This window comes from Candidatus Nomurabacteria bacterium, assembly GCA_023898645.1.
Taxonomy (GTDB): Bacteria; Patescibacteriota; Saccharimonadia; order Saccharimonadales; family Saccharimonadaceae; genus UBA2112.
The window spans coordinates 753,233-776,499 of sequence record CP060232.1 but is presented as its reverse complement, the minus strand read 5'-3'; the positions used below and the strand labels follow the sequence as shown (position 1 = coordinate 776,499).

At 49.7% G+C, this 23,267-nt stretch carries 29 protein-coding genes and 1 tRNA gene; 12 read left to right on the top strand and 18 right to left on the bottom strand.

Annotated features, from left to right (window positions below):
- Complete coding sequence (locus H6797_03990; protein USN96211.1) at positions 1-1,080, bottom strand: sortase; 1,080 nt, start codon at positions 1,078-1,080, stop codon at positions 1-3.
- Positions 1,081-1,215: 135 nt separating this feature from the next.
- Between H6797_03990 and H6797_03985 the strand changes: the two genes are divergently transcribed.
- The 3 genes from H6797_03985 to H6797_03975 all read left to right on the top strand — a co-directional run bounded on the left by H6797_03985 (position 1,216) and on the right by H6797_03975 (position 2,371).
- Positions 1,216-1,302, top strand: a tRNA-Leu gene (locus H6797_03985).
- A 220-nt stretch (positions 1,303-1,522) separates the two neighbouring features.
- Positions 1,523-1,903 carry a hypothetical protein gene (locus H6797_03980; protein USN96210.1) on the top strand — a complete coding sequence of 127 codons (381 nt, stop codon included), beginning with the start codon at positions 1,523-1,525 and terminating at the stop codon, positions 1,901-1,903.
- A gap of 174 nt (positions 1,904-2,077) precedes the next feature.
- On the top strand, positions 2,078-2,371 hold the full coding sequence (locus H6797_03975) for a hypothetical protein (GenBank protein ID USN96209.1): 294 nt from the start codon (positions 2,078-2,080) through the stop codon (positions 2,369-2,371).
- Between the two features lie 57 nt (positions 2,372-2,428).
- Here the strand turns inward: H6797_03975 and H6797_03970 are convergent, their stop codons facing one another.
- The 6 genes from H6797_03970 to smpB form a co-directional block, all read right to left on the bottom strand.
- Positions 2,429-3,217 carry a hypothetical protein gene (locus H6797_03970; GenBank protein ID USN96208.1) on the bottom strand — a complete coding sequence of 263 codons (789 nt, stop codon included), beginning with the start codon at positions 3,215-3,217 and terminating at the stop codon, positions 2,429-2,431.
- Positions 3,218-3,240: 23 nt separating this feature from the next.
- On the bottom strand, positions 3,241-4,035 hold the full coding sequence (locus tag H6797_03965; GenBank protein ID USN96207.1) for a hypothetical protein: 795 nt from the start codon (positions 4,033-4,035) through the stop codon (positions 3,241-3,243).
- 68 nt (positions 4,036-4,103) lie between these two features.
- Positions 4,104-4,490 (bottom strand): hypothetical protein, encoded by a 387-nt coding sequence (locus H6797_03960; protein ID USN96206.1) that lies wholly within the window; start codon positions 4,488-4,490, stop codon positions 4,104-4,106.
- Between the two features lie 204 nt (positions 4,491-4,694).
- Complete coding sequence (locus tag H6797_03955; GenBank protein USN96205.1) at positions 4,695-4,904, bottom strand: hypothetical protein; 210 nt, start codon at positions 4,902-4,904, stop codon at positions 4,695-4,697.
- Between the two features lie 71 nt (positions 4,905-4,975).
- Positions 4,976-5,773 (bottom strand): exodeoxyribonuclease III, encoded by a 798-nt coding sequence (gene xth, locus H6797_03950; protein ID USN96204.1) that lies wholly within the window; start codon positions 5,771-5,773, stop codon positions 4,976-4,978.
- A gap of 254 nt (positions 5,774-6,027) precedes the next feature.
- Positions 6,028-6,504, bottom strand: a complete 477-nt coding sequence (gene smpB, locus H6797_03945; GenBank protein USN96203.1) for an SsrA-binding protein SmpB — start codon at positions 6,502-6,504, stop codon at positions 6,028-6,030.
- A 25-nt stretch (positions 6,505-6,529) separates the two neighbouring features.
- Between smpB and H6797_03940 the strand changes: the two genes are divergently transcribed.
- Both H6797_03940 and H6797_03935 read left to right on the top strand, forming a co-directional pair.
- Positions 6,530-7,237: a UMP kinase gene (locus H6797_03940; protein ID USN96202.1), complete on the top strand. Its 708-nt coding sequence runs from the start codon at positions 6,530-6,532 to the stop codon at positions 7,235-7,237.
- 130 nt (positions 7,238-7,367) lie between these two features.
- Entirely contained in the window at positions 7,368-8,303 is a 936-nt protein-coding gene (locus H6797_03935) for a hypothetical protein (protein ID USN96201.1), read from the top strand.
- 46 nt (positions 8,304-8,349) lie between these two features.
- Here the strand turns inward: H6797_03935 and H6797_03930 are convergent, their stop codons facing one another.
- Both H6797_03930 and H6797_03925 read right to left on the bottom strand, forming a co-directional pair.
- The gene (locus tag H6797_03930; GenBank protein USN96200.1) at positions 8,350-9,426 is read right to left on the bottom strand and encodes a glycosyltransferase family 4 protein; all 1,077 of its coding nucleotides are present in this window, start codon (positions 9,424-9,426) and stop codon (positions 8,350-8,352) included.
- Positions 9,423-9,722, bottom strand: a complete 300-nt coding sequence (locus H6797_03925) for a hypothetical protein (GenBank protein ID USN96199.1) — start codon at positions 9,720-9,722, stop codon at positions 9,423-9,425. The genes H6797_03930 and H6797_03925 overlap by 4 nt, the downstream gene beginning before the upstream one ends.
- Before the next feature lie 69 nt (positions 9,723-9,791).
- On the opposite strand from H6797_03925, the gene H6797_03920 reads away from it, so the two are divergent.
- Positions 9,792-10,967 (top strand): glycosyltransferase, encoded by a 1,176-nt coding sequence (locus H6797_03920; GenBank protein ID USN96198.1) that lies wholly within the window; start codon positions 9,792-9,794, stop codon positions 10,965-10,967.
- Here H6797_03920 and H6797_03915 read toward each other — a convergent pair.
- The 9 genes from H6797_03915 to H6797_03875 form a co-directional block, all read right to left on the bottom strand.
- Positions 10,945-11,787, bottom strand: a complete 843-nt coding sequence (locus H6797_03915) for an alpha/beta hydrolase (protein USN96197.1) — start codon at positions 11,785-11,787, stop codon at positions 10,945-10,947. The genes H6797_03920 and H6797_03915 overlap by 23 nt on opposite strands.
- Before the next feature lie 77 nt (positions 11,788-11,864).
- Positions 11,865-12,152: a hypothetical protein gene (locus H6797_03910; GenBank protein ID USN96196.1), complete on the bottom strand. Its 288-nt coding sequence runs from the start codon at positions 12,150-12,152 to the stop codon at positions 11,865-11,867.
- A 95-nt stretch (positions 12,153-12,247) separates the two neighbouring features.
- A complete protein-coding gene (gene purF, locus H6797_03905; GenBank protein ID USN96195.1) occupies positions 12,248-13,687 on the bottom strand; it encodes an amidophosphoribosyltransferase in 1,440 nt (479 codons plus the stop codon).
- Positions 13,688-13,807: 120 nt separating this feature from the next.
- On the bottom strand, positions 13,808-15,256 hold the full coding sequence (locus tag H6797_03900) for a proteasome accessory factor PafA2 family protein (protein USN96194.1): 1,449 nt from the start codon (positions 15,254-15,256) through the stop codon (positions 13,808-13,810).
- Between the two features lie 78 nt (positions 15,257-15,334).
- Complete coding sequence (locus H6797_03895) at positions 15,335-15,610, bottom strand: NrdH-redoxin (protein USN96193.1); 276 nt, start codon at positions 15,608-15,610, stop codon at positions 15,335-15,337.
- Between the two features lie 90 nt (positions 15,611-15,700).
- Positions 15,701-16,780 (bottom strand): hypothetical protein, encoded by a 1,080-nt coding sequence (locus H6797_03890; GenBank protein USN96192.1) that lies wholly within the window; start codon positions 16,778-16,780, stop codon positions 15,701-15,703.
- 160 nt (positions 16,781-16,940) lie between these two features.
- Positions 16,941-18,176, bottom strand: coding sequence for an acyl-CoA dehydrogenase family protein (locus tag H6797_03885; GenBank protein ID USN97107.1), 1,236 nt, complete (start codon positions 18,174-18,176; stop codon positions 16,941-16,943).
- 425 nt (positions 18,177-18,601) lie between these two features.
- Positions 18,602-19,006 carry a hypothetical protein gene (locus H6797_03880; GenBank protein USN96191.1) on the bottom strand — a complete coding sequence of 135 codons (405 nt, stop codon included), beginning with the start codon at positions 19,004-19,006 and terminating at the stop codon, positions 18,602-18,604.
- A 204-nt stretch (positions 19,007-19,210) separates the two neighbouring features.
- On the bottom strand, positions 19,211-19,411 hold the full coding sequence (locus H6797_03875; protein USN96190.1) for a hypothetical protein: 201 nt from the start codon (positions 19,409-19,411) through the stop codon (positions 19,211-19,213).
- Between the two features lie 40 nt (positions 19,412-19,451).
- Here H6797_03875 and H6797_03870 point away from each other — a divergent pair, with 40 nt between their 5' ends.
- The 6 genes from H6797_03870 to H6797_03845 are packed head-to-tail and all read left to right on the top strand — an operon-like array spanning position 19,452 to position 23,265.
- On the top strand, positions 19,452-19,712 hold the full coding sequence (locus H6797_03870; GenBank protein USN96189.1) for an AtpZ/AtpI family protein: 261 nt from the start codon (positions 19,452-19,454) through the stop codon (positions 19,710-19,712).
- On the top strand, positions 19,705-20,523 hold the full coding sequence (locus tag H6797_03865; GenBank protein ID USN96188.1) for a F0F1 ATP synthase subunit A: 819 nt from the start codon (positions 19,705-19,707) through the stop codon (positions 20,521-20,523). Before H6797_03870 ends, H6797_03865 begins: the two co-directional genes overlap by 8 nt.
- Before the next feature lie 38 nt (positions 20,524-20,561).
- On the top strand, positions 20,562-20,777 hold the full coding sequence (locus H6797_03860) for a H(+)-transporting ATPase (GenBank protein USN96187.1): 216 nt from the start codon (positions 20,562-20,564) through the stop codon (positions 20,775-20,777).
- Between the two features lie 19 nt (positions 20,778-20,796).
- The gene (gene atpF / locus H6797_03855; protein USN96186.1) at positions 20,797-21,330 is read left to right on the top strand and encodes a F0F1 ATP synthase subunit B; all 534 of its coding nucleotides are present in this window, start codon (positions 20,797-20,799) and stop codon (positions 21,328-21,330) included.
- Positions 21,330-21,719, top strand: coding sequence for a F0F1 ATP synthase subunit delta (locus H6797_03850; GenBank protein USN96185.1), 390 nt, complete (start codon positions 21,330-21,332; stop codon positions 21,717-21,719). Before atpF ends, H6797_03850 begins: the two co-directional genes overlap by 1 nt.
- A 10-nt stretch (positions 21,720-21,729) precedes the next feature.
- Positions 21,730-23,265: a F0F1 ATP synthase subunit alpha gene (locus tag H6797_03845; GenBank protein USN96184.1), complete on the top strand. Its 1,536-nt coding sequence runs from the start codon at positions 21,730-21,732 to the stop codon at positions 23,263-23,265.
- The last annotated feature ends 2 nt before the right edge of the window (positions 23,266-23,267 follow it).

Here is a 23,267-nt window from a genome sequence, read left to right as displayed (position 1 = left end):
TTAGCGTGCGCCGAAGAGTCGCTCTAAGACTGTCGGTGCCTGACCCGGCATCGCTGTGTTGGACTGTGAATTCCCTGATGTATTTTCAGCTTTAGCCTTGGAAGGATCGGGCGAAATCTGCTCGGCTGTAACAAGTAGGCGGTGGAGTGCTGTACCAAGCGGCGTGCACGTAATGAGTGTCAGATATGGTTTGTCGTTGTGGCCGAGCAGCGCCTGGACGTCGGTTGGTTCCACGACTTGCATCTTGGTAACTGTATACGTGTATCGTGTTGAATTGTAATTGACGAAAATCGTGTCGCCCTTTTTTAGTTTCTCTAGTTGGGCAAAGATGAATTTGTAATCGCCGGGGTCGAACAGATCGTTGCTGCTATGGCCTGAGTAGACGGTGTTACCAAGCTGCCCTGGTACGCTATTTGCTCCTGGTATAGAAAAATGCGCCACGCCTTTTTTCATGGCGGACATCAGGTCGTTGTAATCGCTGGGCACGTTATAAACGACAGGCACGTCGACGTTGATTTTGGGGATGATAAGCTTCGGAGCTGGTGGTACGTGTGTGCTGGCATTCGGGTCGACGACGATGTTTTGTGGGTCGATGTTGCCCGGGCTTATGTACGCCTGGACGTTTGCAAAGATGATTTCGTTGTATTGTAAAAATGCGACGACTAATACGACCACAACTGCGCTAACGAGCGGAATGAAGTGGCGACTTTTTCGTGCTTTTTTGACATTCTTTTTGGCGCCTTCGACTATCTTGGCGCGTAGTTCTTCGATTTCTGCCTGTTGTTTTTCATCAGGTGTTCTTTTGGCGTCTTCGTGTTCATTGATCGCTTGGTGAAGCTTGCCGACATAATAATGTTCATAGTACTTTCGATAGTAGTTTTGCCATTCGGTATGGTATTGCTGCCAACCATTTGCACGCTGGTATGCTTGCTCTTTCGTTTGGCCTGATTCGTCTTGTTTGGGTGCGGCCATTACTTTTGGTTGGTTATCATAGAGTGCATCTAACTGATCGCGAACCACATTTGCGGCGGCATCGCGTTGCGCTTGCTTGAATTCTGAATTGTCATTTTCTGGTTGCATTGACTAGCTTCCCTACAGAGATTAGTATACAATATACACCGAACTAGTAGAAGATATAACTCTTTTGCTTAGCACATGACGCGGTGGCGGAATTGGTAAACAATTTTCTACAGTCATGAAAATCCCATGCCTTGTGCCGCGGTGGCGGAATTGGTAGACGCGCTAGACTCAAAATCTGGTGTTCGCAAGGACGTGCCGGTTCAAGTCCGGCCCGCGGTACCAGGAATGGGATTTTACGTCAGTCAGTTGCCTTGCAGCTGTCGTGCGACCAAGATGATCTGAATTCTTAACAGGCGTTCATACAAATTCAATCGATAGTGTCACGAGAAAGGACTTCATGGAAGTCTTTTTGTTTTGACGTAGTTAAACTTTTATTGTAAAATTCCACCACCAGCAGAGTAGTTTGCTCTGTGGAGTGCCGCTCGACAAGTAAGGACATGATATGTGCGATTTCCCTATTGCCTTGAAGAAGGTTCGTGTAAATTCGGGAGTCTCTGGCAAACGAATAATGGATGCAGTCACGCAGATTCTCAAGCAATATGGCGACGACGGTATGGATAATTACTACCAGGAGCGTCGATACGAGAACGGTGACCTGTACAGGATTGGACGACGAGGTTTAAAAGAAAAGCTCAATCTTTTGATCACCACTGAGGGCTACGAATGGTTTGGACTTTACAGACTCTACTATGATGTAGAAGTCGTTAGTCTCGCTCGTACTTCTGATGTTCGATTGTGTCAGTCATGTGACAACAAAGATGTGATCGGCTTGGTCTGCAATTTTGCGGAGTTGCTAGAGCTCGAACTTTCAAAGAAGACCTGATTTGAGAAAAGCGGTGCAACAGCCCCCGGTACCTTGGTGCCTGGGGCTTTTTATATCCGGATAAATTGATTGACTTATAATACTATTTATGCCATAGTAATATCAGGCAGCCGGATACGGCTGTTTTCTGTCAAGGCTCATGTTGAGCTGATACCTTCGACAAAGGAGTACCTTGTGGCTAAGGACAAATCGATTAGGGTTGAGCGCCCAGCCAGCAAGAATGCGCAGCCGGGCTGGTTCAGCCGTCGTCACGCAACGGGCTATGCACATGAATGTGCACAGCAATACTGGTGTCAACGCCAGGCCGACAAAGCGTCAACTGTTGCTCGCATCATGACCGAATCACTGCTACTGACTCCAGCCCAGAAGTTGGAAAAAGTTGAAGCGAGGCTTCCGTTGGTTGGCGGTATCGCTGACAGTGAGCGTGACTGGCTCGTTTATTTGATCGAGCAGCGCGCCGCCGCTTGATGAACTGTCCTGCCTTACATCCCCTGGCCCGCAATTGCGGGTCGGGGGTGATTTTATTTATACGAGACTGGCGGTTACCGCTTCAAGAGGTTTTTTCGGATTCCAGAGCCAGTAAGCGGCTGCATTTGTAGCGACAGCTCCCTTCCAGATGCTCATAGGGTTTTCCCATGGCGTCGTCGTTACTTGTCCGGCGCTAGCAACAACTACGTGTTCCTGATGAAATGTAGCGACCGTGATGGGGTATGTGATGGTGAATTTATGCAGAGTTTCGACGAGCTGCTGCAGCTGCATGCTAAATGTCAGAACTTTAGGATAATACACTTTAGTAAAGAGTTTTTGCAGTTGAGCGAATGATACGACGAGTAGTGTGCGGTCGCGTTCGACGAGCGCTTCGGGCGCGTTGAGAAGCAGGTCGACGGCGTCGCGGGTAATGGTGAGCATGCCACTATAGTTGCGGATGAAGTCTTCATAGACTATGGCCGTCTCGGAGTTGCGACCAGCGTCGCCAATGAGCAGTACACTGTCGGCCCAGGCACCGAGAACGTGCATTTCCGTACTTGCCTCGCGCGCAAGGCTGCCGGATGGATTGCTGGCGCCATAAATGACGTCGGTGATGAGCGGCGGAACGGATTTTTTGAGCATGTCAGGAAGTAACACGCGCACCTGCCCCACTCCGGCACTGGTGGCGATTCCGTAGGCGTCGCCTACGGCCACGAAGCCGAGTTTGTTGCCGCCGATGATACCAAGTTTGCCTGCATGTGTACGTTGCTCGGGTTTGTTCCACTCGATATCAGGAAAAAGTGCCTTACCGGGTGTCTGTTGTTTCCAGTACGTAAACTGTTGCATACGACTATTGTAATGCAGAGGCACTACTTTTGCGTCGCGACTCGGATTTTATAAGCGATGTCGATTGCGCGACTGTACATTTCACGTGCGTTTTTTTCGAACATGTCCAACTGTGAAGTATTGATGGCATAGACAACGGATAGACCTTTGGCTGTTGCTAAAATTGCATCTGCTGTTTTTGTTAGAGCCTCTTCGCCAGGGGTGTTTGATATTTTCAGAATTGAGCAGGTGGACATGGCGTACTCGAGAGACGATATAGCCTCCTCTACTCGCCCGAGAGCATCTGGACGGTATTGACGCTCTTCTTCGGGTAGGCTTATGGTGTCGGCAGTGTAAAGCCTGCTTGCAAGCTGATCAACCCATGCGTCCACTTCTGTAACGACGTATATGGAGTGTATTTTGTCAAAACCGGCTCGTTTAAGCATGGGTATGCTGTCAGGCAAGCAAGCCATGAAGTTGTATTGGGCCGGAAAATCACTTGGTAATGTGAGGTAAATTTCACCCGTGGGCATGAGCGACCAATTGGCGGGCTCGCCCTGCTCGATCATGTCTATAGCTTCTTCGCGCGGGACGCCCATGTTGTAATTTGACGGATCGCCAGGGCGTGGGGCTCGTGTGCCAGTCGTGCCGGCCTCTGCAATCGATTCGATTCCCCAGTCAAACGCTCGTTCTTTGCAGGCTCCGATGATGGTTGATTTACCTACGGCAGAAGCTCCGAGTAGCGCAATGACATGTTTGCCCCTGTTGCGTTCTTTGTCCTTGCATTCGTAATTGTTTCGGTCGGTCGTTAGCTGATCCAGTCGTTGCTGTAAGTCCATAGTTCCTCCTGTGTTCCACATAGTATAACAAATGAAAATGCCACCCAGTGATGCCGGGTGGCATATTGTTAATTGGAATCTTCTAGTTTGCGAGCCCAGGCATTCGGCCACATGGTGATGCTGCCACCTATAGCTACGGGCGGTACGATTATCGATGCATTTTTATCGGGTAACAGAGATTTTGTCTCGATAATTGGGCGGCTCTCGTCGCGCGGTGGCTTGATCAGCCATTCGACTGAAAATGAAGCAAGGGCTGTTATTGCCAGCGCTGACATGAGCGTCCAAAGAAACCACGTGTGCAGTAAGATGCCAGAGAAAAAGCCGTACATTGCCAATGCGAGAGGCAGGAACAATAAAAATACTGCTATTCCTGACAGCGTGTACATTGTTTTGACGTGGCGCTGCTCTACCCTTGCGATAAAATTCACGCGGAAAAATGTACGTATTTTCGACATTTTGTTTGATACTCTTTCCAATTCGTAGGTGCGCCAACAATAGTTAACAAGTTGGTTAGTTCGAAAACTATAACATATATATAGATGACTTCAACGCAAGCCAGATGCGATGATGCATAAAAAATCGTCACTCAGTGAACTGATGGCGTGTAGCGCCGAGTCAGTTATGAGTGACGAGTGCTGTGCTAACCCGACATTAAAGGCTTAGTAGTCTATTGGGCCTCTTTCTCTCAGATCGGTCCGGTTCATCGCGGTAGTGATTACCTTTGCGGCGAATTCTGCTACGTGACGGTGGATGAACGTGTTGATATAGCCGATGTGGGTTTCGTCTTGAAACTTCACAATCACATACACTGCCCATTGGCCACGCTGTTCTTCTACGACAGCTTTGCCTTCAAGCGCTTGCTCATACATGTTGCTTTCCGTTCTGCTACTACCCTATAAGGTTCTTCGAAGTTCGAATGTATGTATTTATAACATTAAAATTACGAAATCTCAATGCTTACCGGACAATGGTCGGAGCCCATTTGGTCGGCATGGATAGCGGCAGATTGTACGCGGTCGGCAATGCTTTTGCTCACTAGCCAGTAGTCGATACGCCAGCCGACATTGCGGGCGCGAGCGTTGGCCCAGTGTGTCCACCAGGTGTAGTGGCCGTTGCCAGTTGGAGTGAATTTGCGAAAGGTGTCTACGAAACCAGCGTCCAGGAACTTTTGGAAGCCAGCGCGCTCTTCGTCGGTAAAGCCGTGCTTGCCAACGTTTTGCTTAGGGTTTGCCAGGTCATCTTCGGCGTAGGCAACGTTCAGGTCGCCACAAAATAGTACCGGTTTGGATTTTTCTAGTTCTTTGACGTGTTCCAGGAATGCTGGGTCCCACTTATCGTGTCGCAGCTCAAGTCGCGACAAGTCGCCCTTGCTGTTGGGCGTATAAACGGTCACTATCCAAAAATCGTCGAACTCGGCGCTGATTACCCTGCCCTCTTTGGTCGGGTCGCCATAGCCATCGCTGGCCAGATTGTATTTGGCGGCGATATCGTCGGCGAAGCCGTATACGACAGATAGCGGTTTGATTTTGCTGAATATCGCAGTGCCACTGTAGCCAGGTTTATCGGCGCTGTTCCAGTATTCTTCGTAGTCGGGCAGATCAATTTCGGCCTGGCCTTGTTTGGCTTTGGTTTCTTGTAGACAAAGGATGTCCGGTTGATGCTTGGCGATAAATTCAGCAAAGGCGCCTTTGTTTACCACGGCACGAATGCCGTTGACGTTCCAAGAGTAGATTTTCATGTATTTAGTGTAGCATTTGATATTGAGACGGTCACTTTCGTAACTAAGTAAAGCCCCCGCACGCCATAAGCGATACGGGGGTGATGTGTGACCGGTGTCACTTCTTGATGTGTTGATTATGGACGTTCACGAGGTGTACGAGTAAGCCGGTCATCCCTAAAAAGATACCGCAAATCACGTAAGTCATGGTGCCTCCTATGCAACAACAGGACATACATAGTTATACCATATAAATGGCTTTTTTTAAATAAGCTTTAAGCTGACTTGATTGCTCGATGCGCTTCGCGTTCTTGGTCGCGGCGTTTGAGTGTTTCACGCTTGTCGTAATTTTTCTTGCCCTTGCCCACTGCGATGACGAGTTTTATGAAGCGGCCTCCGGTTTGGAGCCTAAGTGGCACGATGGTGTTGCCCTGAGCCTTGCTTGCTTCGAGGGCTTCAATTTGTTTGCGGTGCACGAGAAGCTTGCGTGGTTCGGTGTCGATGGCGCGCGCGCCTGGTTTGCCTCGTTCGTTAAGTTGCAAGCTAAAGCTGGCGCCTTGCAACCAGAGCTCGCCATTACGCAGTTGTACGTAGGAGCCTTTGAGCTGCACGTGCCCGTCACGGGCAGCACGGACTTCGGGACCGGTCAGTGAAAGTCCCGCCGTCAGTTCGTCTCCCAACGCATAATCAAACCGTGCTCGACGGTTAACTATGGCACTTGGTTTCTTCTTGACTGGCTTTTTGGCAGACATATGATTTTATTATATACTGGTAAGGATGTATAAACGAGTCTTACTCAAACTTTCTGGCGAGCAGCTGCAGGGGCAGCACGACGCTGGGTTCGATGCCGAACGAGTTGTTTGGATTGCTGATGAAATAAAAAAAGCGCACGGCAACGGTACGCAGATAGTACTGATGATTGGTGGCGGCAACTATGTGCGCGGTGCACAAGTTGAAGGCAACGGGCTTCAGAGCCCAACTGCGCACAATATGGGTATGTTGGCGACGCTTATTAATGCTGTTGCGTTGCAAGATATTTTTAACGCCGAAGGACTACCAGCTCGAACGCTTACGAATATTAAGACAGACCAAGTGGCTGATCAGTTCACTCACCGACGAGCGCTGAGCCATCTCGAGAAGGGCCGCGTGGTGGTTATCGGTGGTGGTTCTGGCCGTCCATTTGTGACGACAGACACTGCAGCTGTAATTATGGCACTGGAGCTAGAATGCGACGTAATACTCAAGGCGACGAAAGTCGACGGTGTTTATGACAGTGATCCACATAAAAACCCCGACGCTAAAAAATACGATCATCTTACTCTTCGTGAGGCTGTTGAAAAACCTGATATCAAGGTGATGGATAACTCTGCCATCGCGCTTGCTGAAGACCATGGACAATCAATTGTCGTCTTCGAACTTTTGACCGAGGGTAATATTGCTCGCGCAGTTGCTGGCGAATCTATCGGCACGACGATTAGCGCATAGAGCAAACCATTCTCGATTAACGAGCTAGCTTGAAAAATATCTAAATTTATGCTATAAATAACTTATTAAGCGAATACTTATCTTTGCTTAACTCGCATCTTAAAAACTACTCACCTGAAAGGGGTGACCTGTGTCGTGGTTGTGGGTTACGGTCGTGGTCCTTTGGGGGCTCGATATCGTTGCGCGGATAATCGCATGGGGTGGACTGAATATCCAGCCGGACGGTCTACTGAAGGACGGTGAACGCCGTTTATATGTCATCCCCGGCGTTTTGGCTGAGGCCAAAAATCAGATCAGTCCGCTTCGTCCGATTTTGTCGCAATGGGGTCGTCTGATCTATGTTAACTGGGGCAAGTGGTTCTACTCCCCCAGTATGAATAAGCACGTACTCGCTCAACGCATCGTTGAGGATAGACGGCAGTATGACGCGGGAGACATCGTGCTCGTCGCATCATCTTTGGGCGGCTCAGTGTCGTTGGACGTCGGCGAACGCCTACACGAAATCGCACCCGACATCAAACCGGGTCTGATTGTGTTCGACGGCATTGCCGGCTCTAGCAACCTCAAAGGTCCCGGAAAGATACTGGGGCCAGTCGTTCGGTATGGTCGCTGGTTGATTCCGTTGGGTTTTGTCGGCATTACGTTACTGAATCTGGTGCTTATGCCGATTGCCAAGCGGATGAACGAAGGCGCGCTGCCGAAGGACGACGAGATCGAAGATGGCCTGAATAAAAAAGCCATCCAAGACAAGGCGCGAAAAGACATGGCGGGATATGCCGTCTTTACGACGTTGTTTCGTCAGACAGCCCACATGAGTGCCACCAAGGTCACGCCTGAGAAGTTGCGAAATTTCTCGTACGTTCAGTATTACTGCTGTACGTTGGATAACGTGACTGTTCAGCAACCTAAAGAGGCTCGGAAATGGCGCAATGCTGCTTCTAAAGCCAGGGTGCCATTTAACGCCGTCGAGGTTAAGTCACCGCACGACGCGTACGCCCAGATGCCAAAGCTGTGGCGTAGCAAGGTTGGTAAGAACCTTTCGTGGTGTTTCAGGGAATCAAAGTAGTTAAAGGTGTGAATGCCCCCGATTTCGATCGGGGGCATTTACTTTTTCAAAGTTTTTCAACTGCGTCTAGCAGTGTCTTTGCTGAATCATCCCAGCTGTATTTGGCAATGTGTTTCTGCCCCGCCGCGACGATTTGTTCGCGGTGTTTTTGGCTGTTGAGCGAAGCAATTTTGGCGGCGAAATCTTGCGGACTGTCCGGGTCGGCGTACAATGCGCCGTCGCCAGCCACCTCTCGAAATATCTCCATGTCGCTGACAACCGCCGGTACGCCGAGCTTCAGGGCTTCGGCAAGCGGCAGGCCGTAGCCTTCGGCCTTGGAGGCACTGACCATGATTGCGTCGTCGGCTAGTAATTTGGCATAGTCTTCGTCGCTGACGCCGCCATGAAAGACCGCGTTGGCACCGTCGGGAATCAATTTCGTTAGTTGTGCCTTGCGGGCTGGTGATATGCGACTGAGTAGATGCAACGTGCGCTTCGGTGTGAGGAACGCGAGGGATTTGATGAGCGTCTCGGCGTTTTTGTACGGTATGAACGACCCCATGTATACGAGATTGCGTGGCGCTTTTTCCCCTTGCGTGACGGGCTGGCTTAATAATTCTGCCAGGTCGCGCGCGGCATTTGGCACTACTATGATAGGGCGTTTGGTCAGGTGGGCTTCGAGGATTTCTTTTTTGCTCGTATCGCTCACCGTGGCGACGATATCGGCGCCATTGAGCGTGAATCGCTGCGGTACATACGACAGATGGTATAGACGCCACAGAAGGCGCAGACTGATATTGTATTGCGGCGGCGGAGTGCGATGTTTGTAGTAAATAAGGTCGTGCAGCGTGAGTACCATCTTGAATCGGCGACCAACAGTACCGATTGTCTGCAGTGGCGACACGACAACGTCGGGTTTGTGTTTATTGAGCCACAAGCTTGAGAGTGGTTCGCGCCATGAAGTAACGGGGTGTAGTTCGATGTATTCAGCGTTTTCGGGCAAAAATTTTAGCTGAGCATGATCGGAAATAATAAACGTGACGGCCGTGTGTCGTGCGAGTGCGTTTCCGAGCTCCGTGGTATAACGGCTGATGCCATCATGAAAATCGGTTCGTATGAACCGAGCGTCGAAAAAGAGCCTCATTTCTTCTTCTTTTCCTCTTTTACCACCTTTTTAGTTACCTTTATATTGTTAGCAATCACTAACATAAGGCCGACGAATAGCCAGACTGCCACGATCATGACGACGCCAAGTACGGCGTTTAATCTCCCTAGGCCTAGCTGTGGCCAGAATAAATCAATGCCAAGTACGTGGAACATATTGGCGATTTCCGGATCGCTGTGGACGATGCCGTAAAAAAGGCTGAGTGCCAAGTGGGCAACAGCGAATAAGACGATTGCATATAGGACGGCTTTACCGAAGGGATGGTTGTAACCCATTGGTCTCAATTTTACCATAGCTTAATGCGCTGGAGAAAATAGGACGTTTTGTGGTACGATGGCTAGTAAATGCGTATTTTAATTGCCAACGACCAACATTGGCCGATGAGGAGCGGTGTTGCCACTGCGGTACGAACTCTGGCTCAAGGTTTGGCTGCAGCTGGTCACAACGTTATGGTTGTCGCCCCTTCGCAAACAGGTCGCGGTTACAAAGAAATAGACAAAAATTATGAGATTACTCGTATTCGTTCGTTTGCCCTGCCCTTTCGCAAGAATTTACGTGTGTCAGTTACGTATGATCGTGAAATGCGTCGAATCCTTGATGAATTTCAGCCGGATGTCGTACATGTACAGACACAGCTGACAGTTGGCCTTAGTATGCTACGTGCGGCGGTTCATCGTGGTATCCCAGTAGTTGCGACCAACCACGTCATGCCCGACAATATCATAAAGAACGTCAAGGGACTCTCTACCATGTCGAGGCCTCTTAGCTATGTAATTAGTGAATACGGCCAGCTACTATATCGAGGCGCTAAGCGTATAATTATGCCGACTGAGTCGGCGATTGCTCTGTTCAATATGGATCGAACAGAAGCTCCAGCGGTGGCAATTAGCAATGGCATTGATTTGCAGCGGTTTCACCCAGAAGAACCAAGCCCTGAAATTTACAAAAAGTTTCATTTACCTACGGATAAGCCGATTATTAGCTGGATTGGGCGAATTGACGAGGAAAAGCATCTACACATATTGATGCATTCGCTTGATTTACTACATCGCTCCGGTCATACGTTTCACGGCCTGTTCGTAGGTGGTGGTAATGCATCTGAAAGTCTCAAAGAATTGGTCGAAAAGCTTAACCTCAGTGATGTCGTGACGTTTACAGGATTGGTTTCCGACGAAGAATTGGTTGAGCTTCACCATGTTGGCGACATGTTTGCCGTGCCTTCACCAACTGAATTGCAGTGCTTGGCCATGCTTGAGGCAATGGCGTGCGGTAAACCGGCAGTTGCGGTTGACGCAGGGGCGCTTGGTGAACTGTGTATTACTGGCGAGACGGGCTTTTTGGTGCCGGTCGACGACTATGAAGCCATGGCAAAAGCTCTCAGCGAGCTGCTAGACAATACGAAAGAAAGAAACCGCTTGGGCAAAAATAGCCGCAAGATGGCGACGCGTCATGACGTAAAGACGGTCATACCGCAATTTGTCGAATTGTACGAAACAGTCATCTCAGAAAACGAACAATAGCTTGCGCCAACTCGGTTGGCTTTTCGTAATGAGCTAGGTGCCCTACTCCAGGTATGGAGACGAGCTTGGCGCCTATTTTTTTTGCTGCTTGGCGCTGCAAGCGAAGTGGGGTCACGTTGTCGCGGTCACCGCCGACGAGAAGGACGTTAAACTGACGTAGCGCAGCTTTGTATCGGCTGATGCCGGTACGGTTAATTTCACTGTGAAGGCGACTGTACCAACTGATACTGCTGATGAAGTTCAGATTGTTTAAATGATGGCCATGGATAACGCGACGCAAGTCCGCGTCTTTAGCGGTCATGATGAGTCTCGTACTGAACCGCGTGAGCTTTGAGCTGGTCGCGATATGTTTGCCAACAATCGGTAAACGGTGGCTGGCTTTGTAGTAGAGCTGACCAAAAATTGCACCCGGTCGGCGCTCATCTACCCAGCCAATCGGTGCTGGCACGGGGCTGATCAAGATGAGTTTTTTGGCAAATGCGGACGAATGTTGTCGGGCGGCCTCGGAAACAACGAGCGACCCCATAGAGTGGCCAAGCAGGTGCGGTTTTTCGGGTAAGTTGATTGTTTCGACGAAATCAACAAGCAATTCCCCTAGCCCGTGCAGAGTGAGGCGATCATGTGGCAGTGGACTGACGCCAAAACCAGGGAGATCAGGAATAATCAGATGAAAGTCGGTCAAAAGCGGCACGAGGTATTGGAATCCTTCGTGTGAACCTGTGAAACCGTGTACCAGTATGATTGTCGGCTTTTTGTCGGCGTGATGCTCCCAATATGCAACTATGTCGCCTGAGGGCAGTTTTATTTCATGTTTTGTCATTGGAACCATTATACAAGACCTTAAAAATGAGTTCACCCCCGCCGTTGTCCCGATTGGGATACGTGCGAGGGTGATTTTCATGGCTGGTTATTCAGGTATAAACTGATTTCAGCCAGTCCCTTGTCGACCATGTCTTGGTATACGAAGGTGTTGAGCCCTGCCTCTTTGCCGGACGTGTATCCGGCAGACAGACCTTCCCTATACCCACGCTTGTACGAGTTGCAAATCTTGTCTTCGATCTGGTTGTGCCGGTATCTCCATGCAAGCGCGATGATACCAGCCATGATCGGCAGCAGGATCCACAGTTGTAGAGTGAATCCGATGTCGACCGATGGCGACGTCAGGGTTGATAACAAATGTTCCATCGCTCATTCTCCGTTCGGGTCCGTTGAGCTTTGGTAATATTATAGCATAAGCGTTCATTTTTGTCCATATGCGCAGCGTAGAACAGATACGTTTACTACTCTACGTATTCGAGACTAATTGGCTGGCCGACGGTACGTGCCTGCTTGCCGATACTAGCCGGATACTCGCCCGTAAAGGCAGATAGGTTCAGTTCGTCGCGAGGCATGCGAGTTGCGTTTACGAGAGCTGAAACAGATAAGAATCCTAGATAATCCGCATTGATTTCGTTACGCATCTGATCAACTGTCAGTTTTGCGGCCATGAGTTCGTCTTGGTTTGGAGTGTCAACGCCGTAGAAATCTGGGTAACGGATTGGAGGCGATGCAATAAGTACAGACACTGACCGAGCTCCTAGGTGGCGTGCAAGTTTTACTAGTCTCGGTAGCGTGTTGCCTCGCACGATTGAATCGTCGATCATGTAAAGGTCTCGGCCTTCAATGCGCTCTGGAATCATCGTGTGTTTCAGCCTGAGGTCGTCATGACGCGATGCGTGAGTCGGCCGCATGAACGTCCGTCCGATGAACCTGTTTTTTATAATGGCAGTTTCGTGGCGTAGTCCAAGGCTTTGGGCGTAGGCTTCTGCCGCTGGCACTGACGTGTCCGGCACGGGCGTGACTAGTATGGAATCGTGATCGCTCTGCCAAGGAGGATGAAGAATGGCGAGCTCTTCGCCGAAACGCCGTCGGATTTCATTAACCCGTTGCCCTGCCATAACGCTGTCGTGACGTGCGAAATACACCAGTTCGAACGCGTCTAGTTTTAGGTCTGGCTCGGCGAATTGCGTTGATTGCATCTGGTCGCCTCGAATCATTACTAATTCTCCTGGTTCGATTGAACGCACGTGCTCGGCACCGACAGTATCGAAGGCACATGTTTCTGAAGCCAGCATAAGTCCGCCTTCGAATTGCCCAAGTTCTAACGGTCGAATACCGTGCGGATCTCGAAATCCTACTAGTGTGCCACCGTGCGTCGCAACGCAGGCATATGCGCCAATTGCCAGTTGACTAACTTCGAGAATGGCGCCGGGAAAATCACGTCCGCCGTGTAATTTACTAAAGAGTGCTTGACCAAATAATTCCGAATCATTGTATTGCTCTGTATGATAGCGGCGTTCTGTGAGGTATTTTTTCAAGGCATCGGTATCGGGTATTGTCCCGTTGTGTGCGAATGCAGCGCCTATCGCTTCGCTTATGACGGGCTGCAGATGTGAATATTTGTCGCCGTGTGTTGAGTAACGATTATGCCCAACAGCGATAGAGCCGTTTAAATGATTCATGTCGGCTTCGCTGTAAACGTCTCTCACCATTCCTGGTCCTCGTTTTTCTTTGAGTACACGACCGCCCGTCGCTACAATGCCCGAGCCTTCGACTCCGCGGTGTTGCAAAGCAAACAAGCCTTGATAAGCAATACGGGCGGCGTCGCTGTTTTTTTCAGCTGTCGATACCCCAACGACCGCACACTTTTCGTGCGGGCGGTCACTCATGTCTCGATTCATATAGACATAGCATACTAGATTATGGCGAATGAGTTAAGCCTTCTTGGTACTGAGGTTGCTGATTTTTACTAATCTGTGTGAACGATATACGAAATACTTGCAATGTATCGAGATTGCGGGTTAGGAATAATAAGCAGTTGGTTGATCGTCTTCGATTCGTTCCATAGTTTTGCTTAAAGGATGACGCGAAATGTATCTGTGACCATCATTGGTCGAAATGTTATTCCAATCGACGTTGCGTAAGGTGCCGGCTGCGTAAAGTTCTTTAGCGATTTGGACACGTGTTTCGGCGCGTGTTTGAGGCGGTGCAGGAATTTCTACCGAAAGGGCCGTGTGGCCGAATCGAGAAAACCATTTGCGAGCGATGTCTTTTTCACCGATTCGATCCCAGAGTAAATCGTATTGGACTTGCTGTAGATCATCGGTCGTGATGGTGTCATAAGACGCGCCGCGTCGCATAAGGAATTCATAACGCGCCGCCCAGTCTATGCGATCGGAAAGCGCGGAAACGTCGTTTTCTTTCAGATTGACTTTGTGCAAATCGTCATAGAATTGGATGAAATCATTGTAGGCTTTTTGCTCGTATGCGGGAAGGTTTTCAAATTTTTGTCCAAGTTCGTAGGCGGCGTCGACGATGCCTTTTAGCACGTCGACCGCCTTCATGTATGCGCCTGATTCGAGTAAGACGTCGGCCATAGGGTCGCGCGCGATTCTCAAGACGGCAGTATTTGGATCGTATAGCTTCAGCTGTTTCGGATAACTTCTGTGCTCGATGAGTCGTAGCACGAGAGACGTCAGTCCTGCCTTAAACTCGACGGCCCAGTCGGATTTATTTCCTTCGCCGCTTCGAACTTCGAGTCGGGACATTTTTTGCTGAAAAGGCTTTTTCCCTACTCTACCGGTATCGCGGGTAAAAGAATTGTAATCGATAGCGCGTGGTTTTTGAGTGATTGAGAAATGGTCGCCCGCTACCATGCCTACGCCGTCTATAAGTTTTCGTAAGGCAAGGTAGTCGGCGAACTGACGAGCTTCAGTATTGCGGCACATCTCGTTTTCCCTATTTGCGAGCGGCATAGCCGAAAAGACGTTGAGGCTCGTATAGCTTTCGTGGTGACCGATGCTTGTTTCATCGAGGATGGGCACGGAATGGTTTTTTGCCCAGACCTCTACGTAGCCACTGCGTTTGTATACTTTTGGCTGGAGTCTATTTGACAGGCCGATTCTTGCAATGGTGTCACATATGATTTGCTCACCACTACGCTCGTGGAGTACAAGTTCTTCTGACGACGTGCATTCCGGTGTGGCGTATTCGAGTACGGTGACGTCTAAGTATACTTCGCCACCGTTACTTGTGACGGCGCTGGGAGCTGTGTGTCGACCAGGTGAGATAAAGTAGCGCGGGTGTATAAAATGCGTCAGTTTACGATTAAGCCCGCCGTAATGACTGCGATTAAGCAACTTTTCGACGTTGCAATCGTTGGTATATTCGGTTTCACTGCCCATGGCGCGTGGCGGCAAGTCGTTACGATAGTCGTCAAAAGCGTAATCATGTTCCCGTTGTTCGTTCATTGGTTCATGATTATATAACGAATTACCTCTTACTATGAAAAAACGCCCAGTTGTGGGCGTTTTCATGTTTGCAGGCGATTAGGCTGCTGATGGGTTGAGATTGTTTGCTTTGATAGCTTCAAGCAATTTTGGTCGGTCAAAACCGAGAATCATAGTGCCGGCAACATCTGTCACGGGTACGCCCGAGTAGCTACCTTTGCTTTTGCTCATGAGTTCTTCATAGGCTTCTTTATCTTGTTCGATGTCTTTTTTGACGTATGGGATGCCAAGGTGGTCAAGCCATTGTGCCTCTGTATGACAAAACGCGCACCAGCTGGTGCTGTAGATGGTTATTTGTGGCTTGTCGTCGCTCATATGAGTTACCCCTTTACTTACTATACTTAGTATATCAAACTTACGCCCACCTCGCAAACGCATATAAGGCAATTATAGCAAAAACATAAGCTATGTGACGCACTTCGTTAATTCGTTAATCGTGCCATAGACGAAACTGTTGCGATCGGTGTGTTTGATATTTTCATATGCATTAATAAAGTTATAAAAACTTTCACGACTACCAAAGAATTTACCAATTTTACGCTCGATGCCATGGCGCAGCCATTCTCCACGCCTGTCTCCACGAGGGCTGAAGTATGCCTCGCTAAGGTGTTCGATGGAGATACCGGTATAATCGCACGTGGTCGCGAGGAAGGTTCGTTCGGGCACGTATGTGCCACTGGTTTCTTCGAATAGTTTTAGGCGTTTTTTAGGGTGAATAACACTGGGTTGTCTGATGAGTGTCGTATGAGCGACTACGGTAGCATGTTCGACAAACGCTTCTTCGAGGATGCGCATGCAATGACTGCCTGTAATGCCATTAAAGAAGCCACGATCATTTCCACCACCATGAATGTATTCATGAAACATAGTTCTTTTCATTTCCTTTGACGGAATAGACATATTTTTCCGATTAACATATAGATTGCTAACACCAATTTCGTCGTCGCCGCAATAAGCAATCCTATGTAAACCTACACTATGAAATGAGTCGAGCCCTCGTAGGTCGTAGCGATTGGTTGCATTGCGCATAATGGAATGAGCAAACGGCGGGAACAGGCCGATAGAGATAAGTTTTTCTGTTTTGTCCATAGCGTGGTCCGTGAATTTTGATTTATCGCGCGAAAGTGAACCAGTAAGATAGATGGTCCGGCAAAGACTCCATATACAGAATTGCTCTATGTCATGGTCGGATGCCGTACTTATCCATTCGACGATATCTGGCTGGATCGGTGTGTCGAGATTTTCATTTAGATCGTCTCGTGCAACCTTGTAGTCGGTACGGTTGAAAAAGTGATTTACGCTTCTGGACACAGACAGATCATCGTTATCACCTAATTCAAGAAGTTTGTATATATGGCTGCGGAGTGCGTGAATGCCGCCAATGGTGTAGTCGCGAGATGGTGGAATGTGTATGAGGTCGGCACCGATTGAATACTCCTCTATGCGGTTAGAGAGAGCAAGGCAATCGGCCATTCGTTTTCCCATGGTAGTAATGTATATAATTACTTTATTGGATTTATGTCAATGATTATTTAAAAAAATAAGCCCCCGAAGGGGCTATGAAAGTGACAAACAGACGGGTGTGAATACGCCGTCTGCTTGTCACTTCCACGATGAAATTGTTATTCAGTTGTTGAAAGTGACGCTAGCGGAGCGGCAGGCCGGTGAGCCTTCGTGCGATGACTAGCCGTTGGATTTCGCTGGTGCCTTCGAAGATCGTAAAGATCTTGGAATCGCGATGCCAGCGTTCCACCGGGTAGTCCCGCGTGTAGCCGTTACCACCGAGGATTTGAATAGCCTCTTCGGTGACTCGGACGGAGGTCTCACTGGCAAACAGTTTGGCCATGGAGCCTTCGGCACTGTTGAAGGGCTTATTGTTCGCGCCCATCCAAGCCGCACGCCAGACCAGCAGTCGAGCGGCATCGATCTGCGTTTTCATGTCGGCGAGTTTGAACCCGACGGCCTGAAAATCACCGATCTTATGACCGAACTGCTCGCGCTGACCGGCGTACTCGAGAGCGTACTCGTACGCTGCTCTCGCTACGCCAACGGCCATTGCGCCAACCGACGGACGTGTCTTTTCGAACGTCGCCATTGCCGCTTGCCCGCCAGCACTGCCGCCTGCGCGCACTTTGGCAATTCGCTTTTCGAAACTTTCCATACCACCGATGAGAAGGTCGCTGGAAAGTCGTACGTTGTCAAGTACGACCTCGGCAGTGTGCGATGCACGGATGCCGTGCTTCTTGAACTTTTGCCCCTGAGACAATCCCGGGGTGTTCGGTGGCACGATGAACGACACTTGTCCACGGCTGCCGAGCTCGGGATAAACCGATGCAACGACAATGTGGATATTGGCGATACCGCCATTGGTCGCCCACGTTTTGGTACCGTTAAGCACCCATTCGTCTGTTGCTTGATCGTAGCGCGCACGAGTACGTACGGCGCCAACATCAGATCCCGCACCCGGTTCCGAAGAACAGAATGCGGCGACTTTGGGGTCCTCGGGAGTACCAAACATCGGTGCTAACCACTGGAGCTGATCGGGTCTGCCGCCCGCAATTGCATTCGTTGAGAGTGCGGCGGCGGCCAATCCGGTGCCAAGAATCGACAGCGCGATACCGGCGTCACCCCAGAACAGCTCTTCGTGCGCAACGGGCATCAAGAGGCCGCTTTTGTCGAACGCCATTTGAGCAAAGAACTCTGGCGTATAGATTCCGACTTTGGCCGCTTCTTTGATGATAGGCCAAGGCGTTTCCTCACGCTCGTCCCACTCATGCCCTGCCGGGCGAACTTTATTCGCCGCGAACTCATGGATCCAGTCACGTAGATCGGCTACGTCTTCGGGTAGTTCCAGCGAGAATGTCGGTTTCGATTCGGTCATGATACGTAGCCTCCAGTTCGATTCGTGTCGTAGGTGACGATGGTGCGTACCGAGACTATCGCCCGGCACCTTGGGATTGCGATTTTCATCGTTTTCCTTCCGGTTTCTCACAGGCGATTGTCCTCAGGGCTAACCCTGCTTGTGTATTCTTACCAACACAAGATGAGATGGAGTGGCGCCGTTGTCCGCGCCTCTGCACCTCACCTTGTGCTTGTCTGCTTGTCAAGGTACTTCAGTGACTGAAGTTGGTGGTATTTTGACATATTTTATAAATAACTACAACTACAACATAATCATTAGCATTATGTCAATTACTGCTTCAAAAAAATAAGCCCCCGAAGGGGCTGTGAAATGAAAGCGACAAACAGACGGGTATGAATACACCCGCCTGCTTGCCACTTCCGTGCTCTATTTAAAAGAGTTTTCTACGGTAGAGCTGGTGGTGCGGGTGCGGGCGGGGGTGGCGGTGCGATGCGCTGTGCGATTTCCGGAGGTATCTGGTACGCGAAAATCCAGAAGTATTCAGGACACTTCTGGGCGGCACCAAGCGCAAGCACGATAGAGAGATCTTGTCGTGTCCAAGATTTATTATCATTGATGCGCCACAGGTTCCAGTTGGCGTAGGACGCGGCACCCCAATACGGTCCGATGACTCGCACGGCATCGCATGCGAAGTTGCCTCCTTGCCACGCGTAGTTTTCAATGCGCGTCCAGTTGTCGGCATGAGCTCGTGGCAGTACCGAGGTCGAAACCCCTGTTGCAAATAGCATTGCTATTGCCATCAGTAAGGCCAAGACTATCGCCCGGCCCTTTTGGATTGCGATTGTCATCGCAGTTTCCTTCCGGTTTCTCACAGGCGATTGTCCTCAGGGCTAACCCTGCTTGTGTATTCTTACCAACACAAGATGAGATGGAGTGGCGCCGTTGTCCGCGCCTCTGCACCTCACCTTGTGCTTGTCTGCTTGTCAAGGTACCTCAGTTACACCACCTACGTGAAGTGACGTCATATTACGATATGTTTTATGTGGTGTCAATTATCTGTCGGTGTTTTGTCTGGTTAAATACCAACCGCCGTTTGATGCTTGATAGACTCGTAGTTCAAGATGAGGGTTCTGAAGCATGATTAATTCTGCTGCTTTTTTGGCTGCCAGTTCGCTAGGATAGCGTGTCTTGCCCCTTTCGTTATCGGGTAAACTGTAGGGCGTATGTTTGATTGGTTTATGTCGTCGAGGCATCTTGATATGGGGTACTTTCTCTGTTACAGTATATACCGTAATGAGCGCTGCCGCGGCTAAAAAAAGCGACGACAAGCCTACACCGCCTGAGAAATCGACGGTCATTTTATTGTTTGCGACAGCTGCGGATACGACCTGGAGGATGTTTCTACCGACACTTGGCGGTACAGGAATAGGTCTCTGGCTCGACGGCCAATTTAAGACTGAGCCATGGTATGGCATCGGTGGCCTAACAATCGGTATCGTTGTGACGGCGTTTTTGATAAGACAACAATATGTAAAGGCGGCAAAAGATGTCTAGCGGAATAGAAATTAGTGTCGGTGCTCAGGAGCTATTTAAAGTAGCTGGTTTTCCTGTAACTAATTCTGAACTAACTGGAGCCGCTGGTGTTACGGTGATGCTAGCCGTGTTCGCCTACGTCGTTTATATGCTAAAACGAGGTCGTTATAACCGCTTTGTCGGACTAGTGCAGTGGGCTTTCGAGGGAATGCTCGGTCAGGTGGAAAGTGTCATACCGGACCCACGGCTTGCTCGTAAAGTTGCGCCGCTCGCGCTCAGTATCTTTTTCATCATGTTGTTTTCGTACTGGATGAGTGTCTTGCCAGGGCTAGACTCTGTCAAATATAACGACGTGCCGGTGCTGCGGTCGTTGGCTGCCGACTTGAACTTCACCTTCGCGGTAGCGATAATCGTGCTAATAACCGTGCAGTACCATGCCATCCGCGCCCATGGACCTATCGGAAACATGGGTCGGTATTTCCGCAACCCACTGAAAGATCCCATCGGATCATTTGAAGGCGCATTGGAATTTATCGGAGAATTCTCACGTTATGCCGCGCTAAGCGTCCGAATGTTCGGTAACTGTTTTGCGGGCGAGATTCTCCTCGTTATCATCGGTGTACTCACGAGCTACTTCTCTGTTTTGGCGTTGCCTTTATTTATGGGCTTCGAATTGTTCATCGGTTTCGTGCAGGCGTATGTATTCTTTATACTTACCGTTATCTTTACGTCACTGGCTGTTGAAAGTCATGGTTCGCACGAAGAACCGCTCACTTCTATCGATCATTCTCCAAACGGCACTCATAAACACACGGCCGTGTCGACGGAATGATGATATAATATAGGTAATTTTAAAAGGAGAAAAAATAAATGAATGAATTAGCATTTGTGCTTGCGTATGCATTGCCAGCTCTGGGCGCCGCAATCGGTATCGGCGTTATCGGTGGTGGTGCACTTGGTGCCTTTGGTCGTAACCCTGAACAACTAGGTCAGATCCGTACGCTGATGATTACTGCGATTGTCTTTGCCGACTCTCTAGCTATCATCGGTATCGTCGTGGCCTTCATTGCGAAATCTGTCGGCTAATTAATACCCAAGGAAATATATGACACAACCGTTCCAACAATTTGCAGCTTCAAACTCGGGAGATATCTTTACCTCTCTGGGTATTAATGGACAGATGTTGTTGTTCCAGATGGTCGCGTTTCTCATACTGGTATTCGTGCTTAATAAGTGGGTTTTTCCTGTACTGATGAAAACCGTTGATGACCGTCAGGAAGCAATTAACGCCGGCGCCAAAGCTGCTGCCGCCGCCGAAGAAAAGGCAGCCGAAGCACAAAAGGAAGTTGCCAAGTTGCTTAAAGAAGCACGCGAAGAAGCTAAAGATATCGTGATAACTGCTAAAGACGAAGCGACGGCCATGATTGCCGATTCTGAAGACAAGGCGAAGAAACGTGCTGAAAAAATCGTTACAGATGCACATGATCAGCTGGAAAAAGACGTTATCGCTGCGCGTAAGGTATTACACAATGACACTATCGAACTGGTCGCTCTGGCTACTGAAAAGGTTGTGGGCAAGGCAGTGAACGCCGACGTAGACAAGAAGATTATTGCCGAAGCGGTCAAGGAGAATTCTTAATGGCAGGAGTCCGGTTGTCGCGGCGTAAAGTTGCTGCGTATTTTGCCGATGAGCTACTGGCTGGCCGGAGTGTCACAAAGGAGCTTGCCGCGTATTTGGTAGAAGCCAAACGAACGCGCGAAACAGTACTGTTTGTACGAGATATCGAGGCTGCCCTTTCGGATCGCGGTGTATTACTAGCAGACATTGCGAGTAGCCGCGAACTGACCGCGGACACCGAAGCTGCTGTCTCTAGCTTTTTGAAACACGCAACAAACGCTAAGCAAATCCACCTTAGATCGTCGGTCGACCCGACTTTGCTCGGTGGTGTGCGCATAGAGACTCCAGACCAGCGGCTAGACATGACACTCCGTCATCGACTCAACCAATTAACAGCAAGCAAGATATAAGGAAGAAATTATGGCAGAACTATCAGTTACAGACCTCAGCAAAGAACTCCGCGACGCTATCACGGCACTCGAAGTGTCGGGTGATTTGGAAAGCGTCGGGATCGTTACCCGCGTTGGTGACGGCGTGGCATGGGTGTACGGCCTGCGTGCAGCCGGTTATAGCGAGGTGCTCGAGATCGAGACAGACAAAGGAATTGTTGAGGCGTTTGCCCTGAACTTGAATGAAGATGAAATCGGCGCCGTATTGCTGGGCGGTGACGAAACGGTATCTGCTGGTAGTAAAGTGAAGCTTAAGGGTACGGTGCTTGACGTGCCTGTGGGCGAAGAGCTCCTTGGACGAGTGGTTGACCCACTCGGACGCCCGCTTGATGGCGGTCCAGAAATCAAAACGAAGCAACGCGGCTTGGTTGAGCGCGAAGCAATCGGCGTACTTGGCCGTAAGCACGTGCATGAGCCTATGATGACTGGTGTTATGTCGATTGACGCGATGTTCCCTATTGGTCGCGGTCAGCGTGAGTTGATCATTGGCGACCGCCAGACCGGTAAGACTGCTATTGCGATTGACACTATGATCAACCAAGGCCGTCAAAAGACTGGCGTCGTGAATATTTATGTCGCTATCGGTCAGAAGCTCAGTAAAACCGCACGCTTGGTTGAACGTTTGAAGGCCGAAGGCGTTATGGACCAAACTATAGTAGTTGCGACCGGTCCGTCTGACCCCGCTTCTCTGCTTTACCTTGCTCCATATGCCGCAACTGCCATGGGTGAATACTTCCGCGACAACAAGAAGCACGCGCTGATTATTTACGACGATCTTACGAAGCATGCTGTCGCCTATCGCCAGATGTCACTTCTACTTCGCCGTCCACCAGGCCGCGAAGCCTTCCCTGGGGACGTGTTCTACCTGCACTCTCGCCTTCTCGAGCGTTCAGCTAAGTTGTCTGACGACCTCGGTGCTGGTTCATTGACTGCTCTGCCAATCATTGAAACGCAAGCTGGCGACATCTCTGCGTATATTCCGACTAACGTTATTTCCATCACTGACGGTCAGATCTTTATGGAAACTGATCTGTTTAACCAAGGTATCCGTCCGGCTATTAGTGCTGGTTTGTCAGTGAGCCGTGTCGGTGGTGACGCGCAAACAAAATCCGTGAAATCCGTCGGTTCACACTTGAAGCTTGGCCTAAGTCAGTATCGCGAACTCGCAAGCTTTGCGCAGTTTGGTAGTGACCTAGACGAAGCAACTAAGTCGCAAATTGAACGCGGCCAGCGCTTGACCGAGCTACTCAAACAGCATCAGTACACACCGATGGGTGTCTGGGAGCAGGTTGCTAGTATCTATGCCGTTAACAGCGGTTCGTTCGACAAAGTTCCTGTTGCTAAAATCCAAGAGGCTAAGACTGCTTTGCTAACTCGCCTATGGACTGATCACAAAAAGGACATGCAAGAACTCAACAAGGGTGAGGAAAAAATCGCCGATGATACCGACACTGCCAAGTTGCTCGAAAAGGTTGCCAAGGCTGTAGCGAAAGGATTTGAGGAGTAATC

Bases quoted from the DNA above. Each gene is read 5' to 3' on its own strand.
- H6797_03990 (USN96211.1), bottom strand. From the start codon at position 1,080: ATGCAACCAGAAAATGACAATTCAGAATTCAAGCAAGCGCAACGCGAT.
- H6797_03980 (USN96210.1), top strand. From the start codon at position 1,523: ATGTGCGATTTCCCTATTGCCTTGAAGAAGGTTCGTGTAAATTCGGGA.
- H6797_03970 (USN96208.1), bottom strand. From the start codon at position 3,217: ATGCAACAGTTTACGTACTGGAAACAACAGACACCCGGTAAGGCACTT.
- H6797_03965 (USN96207.1), bottom strand. From the start codon at position 4,035: ATGGACTTACAGCAACGACTGGATCAGCTAACGACCGACCGAAACAAT.
- H6797_03960 (USN96206.1), bottom strand. From the start codon at position 4,490: ATGTCGAAAATACGTACATTTTTCCGCGTGAATTTTATCGCAAGGGTA.
- H6797_03955 (USN96205.1), bottom strand. From the start codon at position 4,904: ATGTATGAGCAAGCGCTTGAAGGCAAAGCTGTCGTAGAAGAACAGCGT.
- xth (USN96204.1), bottom strand. From the start codon at position 5,773: ATGAAAATCTACTCTTGGAACGTCAACGGCATTCGTGCCGTGGTAAAC.
- smpB (USN96203.1), bottom strand. From the start codon at position 6,504: ATGTCTGCCAAAAAGCCAGTCAAGAAGAAACCAAGTGCCATAGTTAAC.
- H6797_03940 (USN96202.1), top strand. From the start codon at position 6,530: ATGTATAAACGAGTCTTACTCAAACTTTCTGGCGAGCAGCTGCAGGGG.
- H6797_03930 (USN96200.1), bottom strand. From the start codon at position 9,426: ATGAGGCTCTTTTTCGACGCTCGGTTCATACGAACCGATTTTCATGAT.
- H6797_03925 (USN96199.1), bottom strand. From the start codon at position 9,722: ATGGGTTACAACCATCCCTTCGGTAAAGCCGTCCTATATGCAATCGTC.
- H6797_03920 (USN96198.1), top strand. From the start codon at position 9,792: ATGCGTATTTTAATTGCCAACGACCAACATTGGCCGATGAGGAGCGGT.
- H6797_03915 (USN96197.1), bottom strand. From the start codon at position 11,787: ATGACAAAACATGAAATAAAACTGCCCTCAGGCGACATAGTTGCATAT.
- H6797_03910 (USN96196.1), bottom strand. From the start codon at position 12,152: ATGGAACATTTGTTATCAACCCTGACGTCGCCATCGGTCGACATCGGA.
- purF (USN96195.1), bottom strand. From the start codon at position 13,687: ATGAATCGAGACATGAGTGACCGCCCGCACGAAAAGTGTGCGGTCGTT.
- H6797_03900 (USN96194.1), bottom strand. From the start codon at position 15,256: ATGAACGAACAACGGGAACATGATTACGCTTTTGACGACTATCGTAAC.
- H6797_03895 (USN96193.1), bottom strand. From the start codon at position 15,610: ATGAGCGACGACAAGCCACAAATAACCATCTACAGCACCAGCTGGTGC.
- H6797_03890 (USN96192.1), bottom strand. From the start codon at position 16,780: ATGGGAAAACGAATGGCCGATTGCCTTGCTCTCTCTAACCGCATAGAG.
- H6797_03885 (USN97107.1), bottom strand. From the start codon at position 18,176: ATGACCGAATCGAAACCGACATTCTCGCTGGAACTACCCGAAGACGTA.
- H6797_03880 (USN96191.1), bottom strand. From the start codon at position 19,006: ATGACAATCGCAATCCAAAAGGGCCGGGCGATAGTCTTGGCCTTACTG.
- H6797_03875 (USN96190.1), bottom strand. From the start codon at position 19,411: ATGCCTCGACGACATAAACCAATCAAACATACGCCCTACAGTTTACCC.
- H6797_03870 (USN96189.1), top strand. From the start codon at position 19,452: ATGAGCGCTGCCGCGGCTAAAAAAAGCGACGACAAGCCTACACCGCCT.
- H6797_03865 (USN96188.1), top strand. From the start codon at position 19,705: ATGTCTAGCGGAATAGAAATTAGTGTCGGTGCTCAGGAGCTATTTAAA.
- H6797_03860 (USN96187.1), top strand. From the start codon at position 20,562: ATGAATGAATTAGCATTTGTGCTTGCGTATGCATTGCCAGCTCTGGGC.
- atpF (USN96186.1), top strand. From the start codon at position 20,797: ATGACACAACCGTTCCAACAATTTGCAGCTTCAAACTCGGGAGATATC.
- H6797_03850 (USN96185.1), top strand. From the start codon at position 21,330: ATGGCAGGAGTCCGGTTGTCGCGGCGTAAAGTTGCTGCGTATTTTGCC.
- H6797_03845 (USN96184.1), top strand. From the start codon at position 21,730: ATGGCAGAACTATCAGTTACAGACCTCAGCAAAGAACTCCGCGACGCT.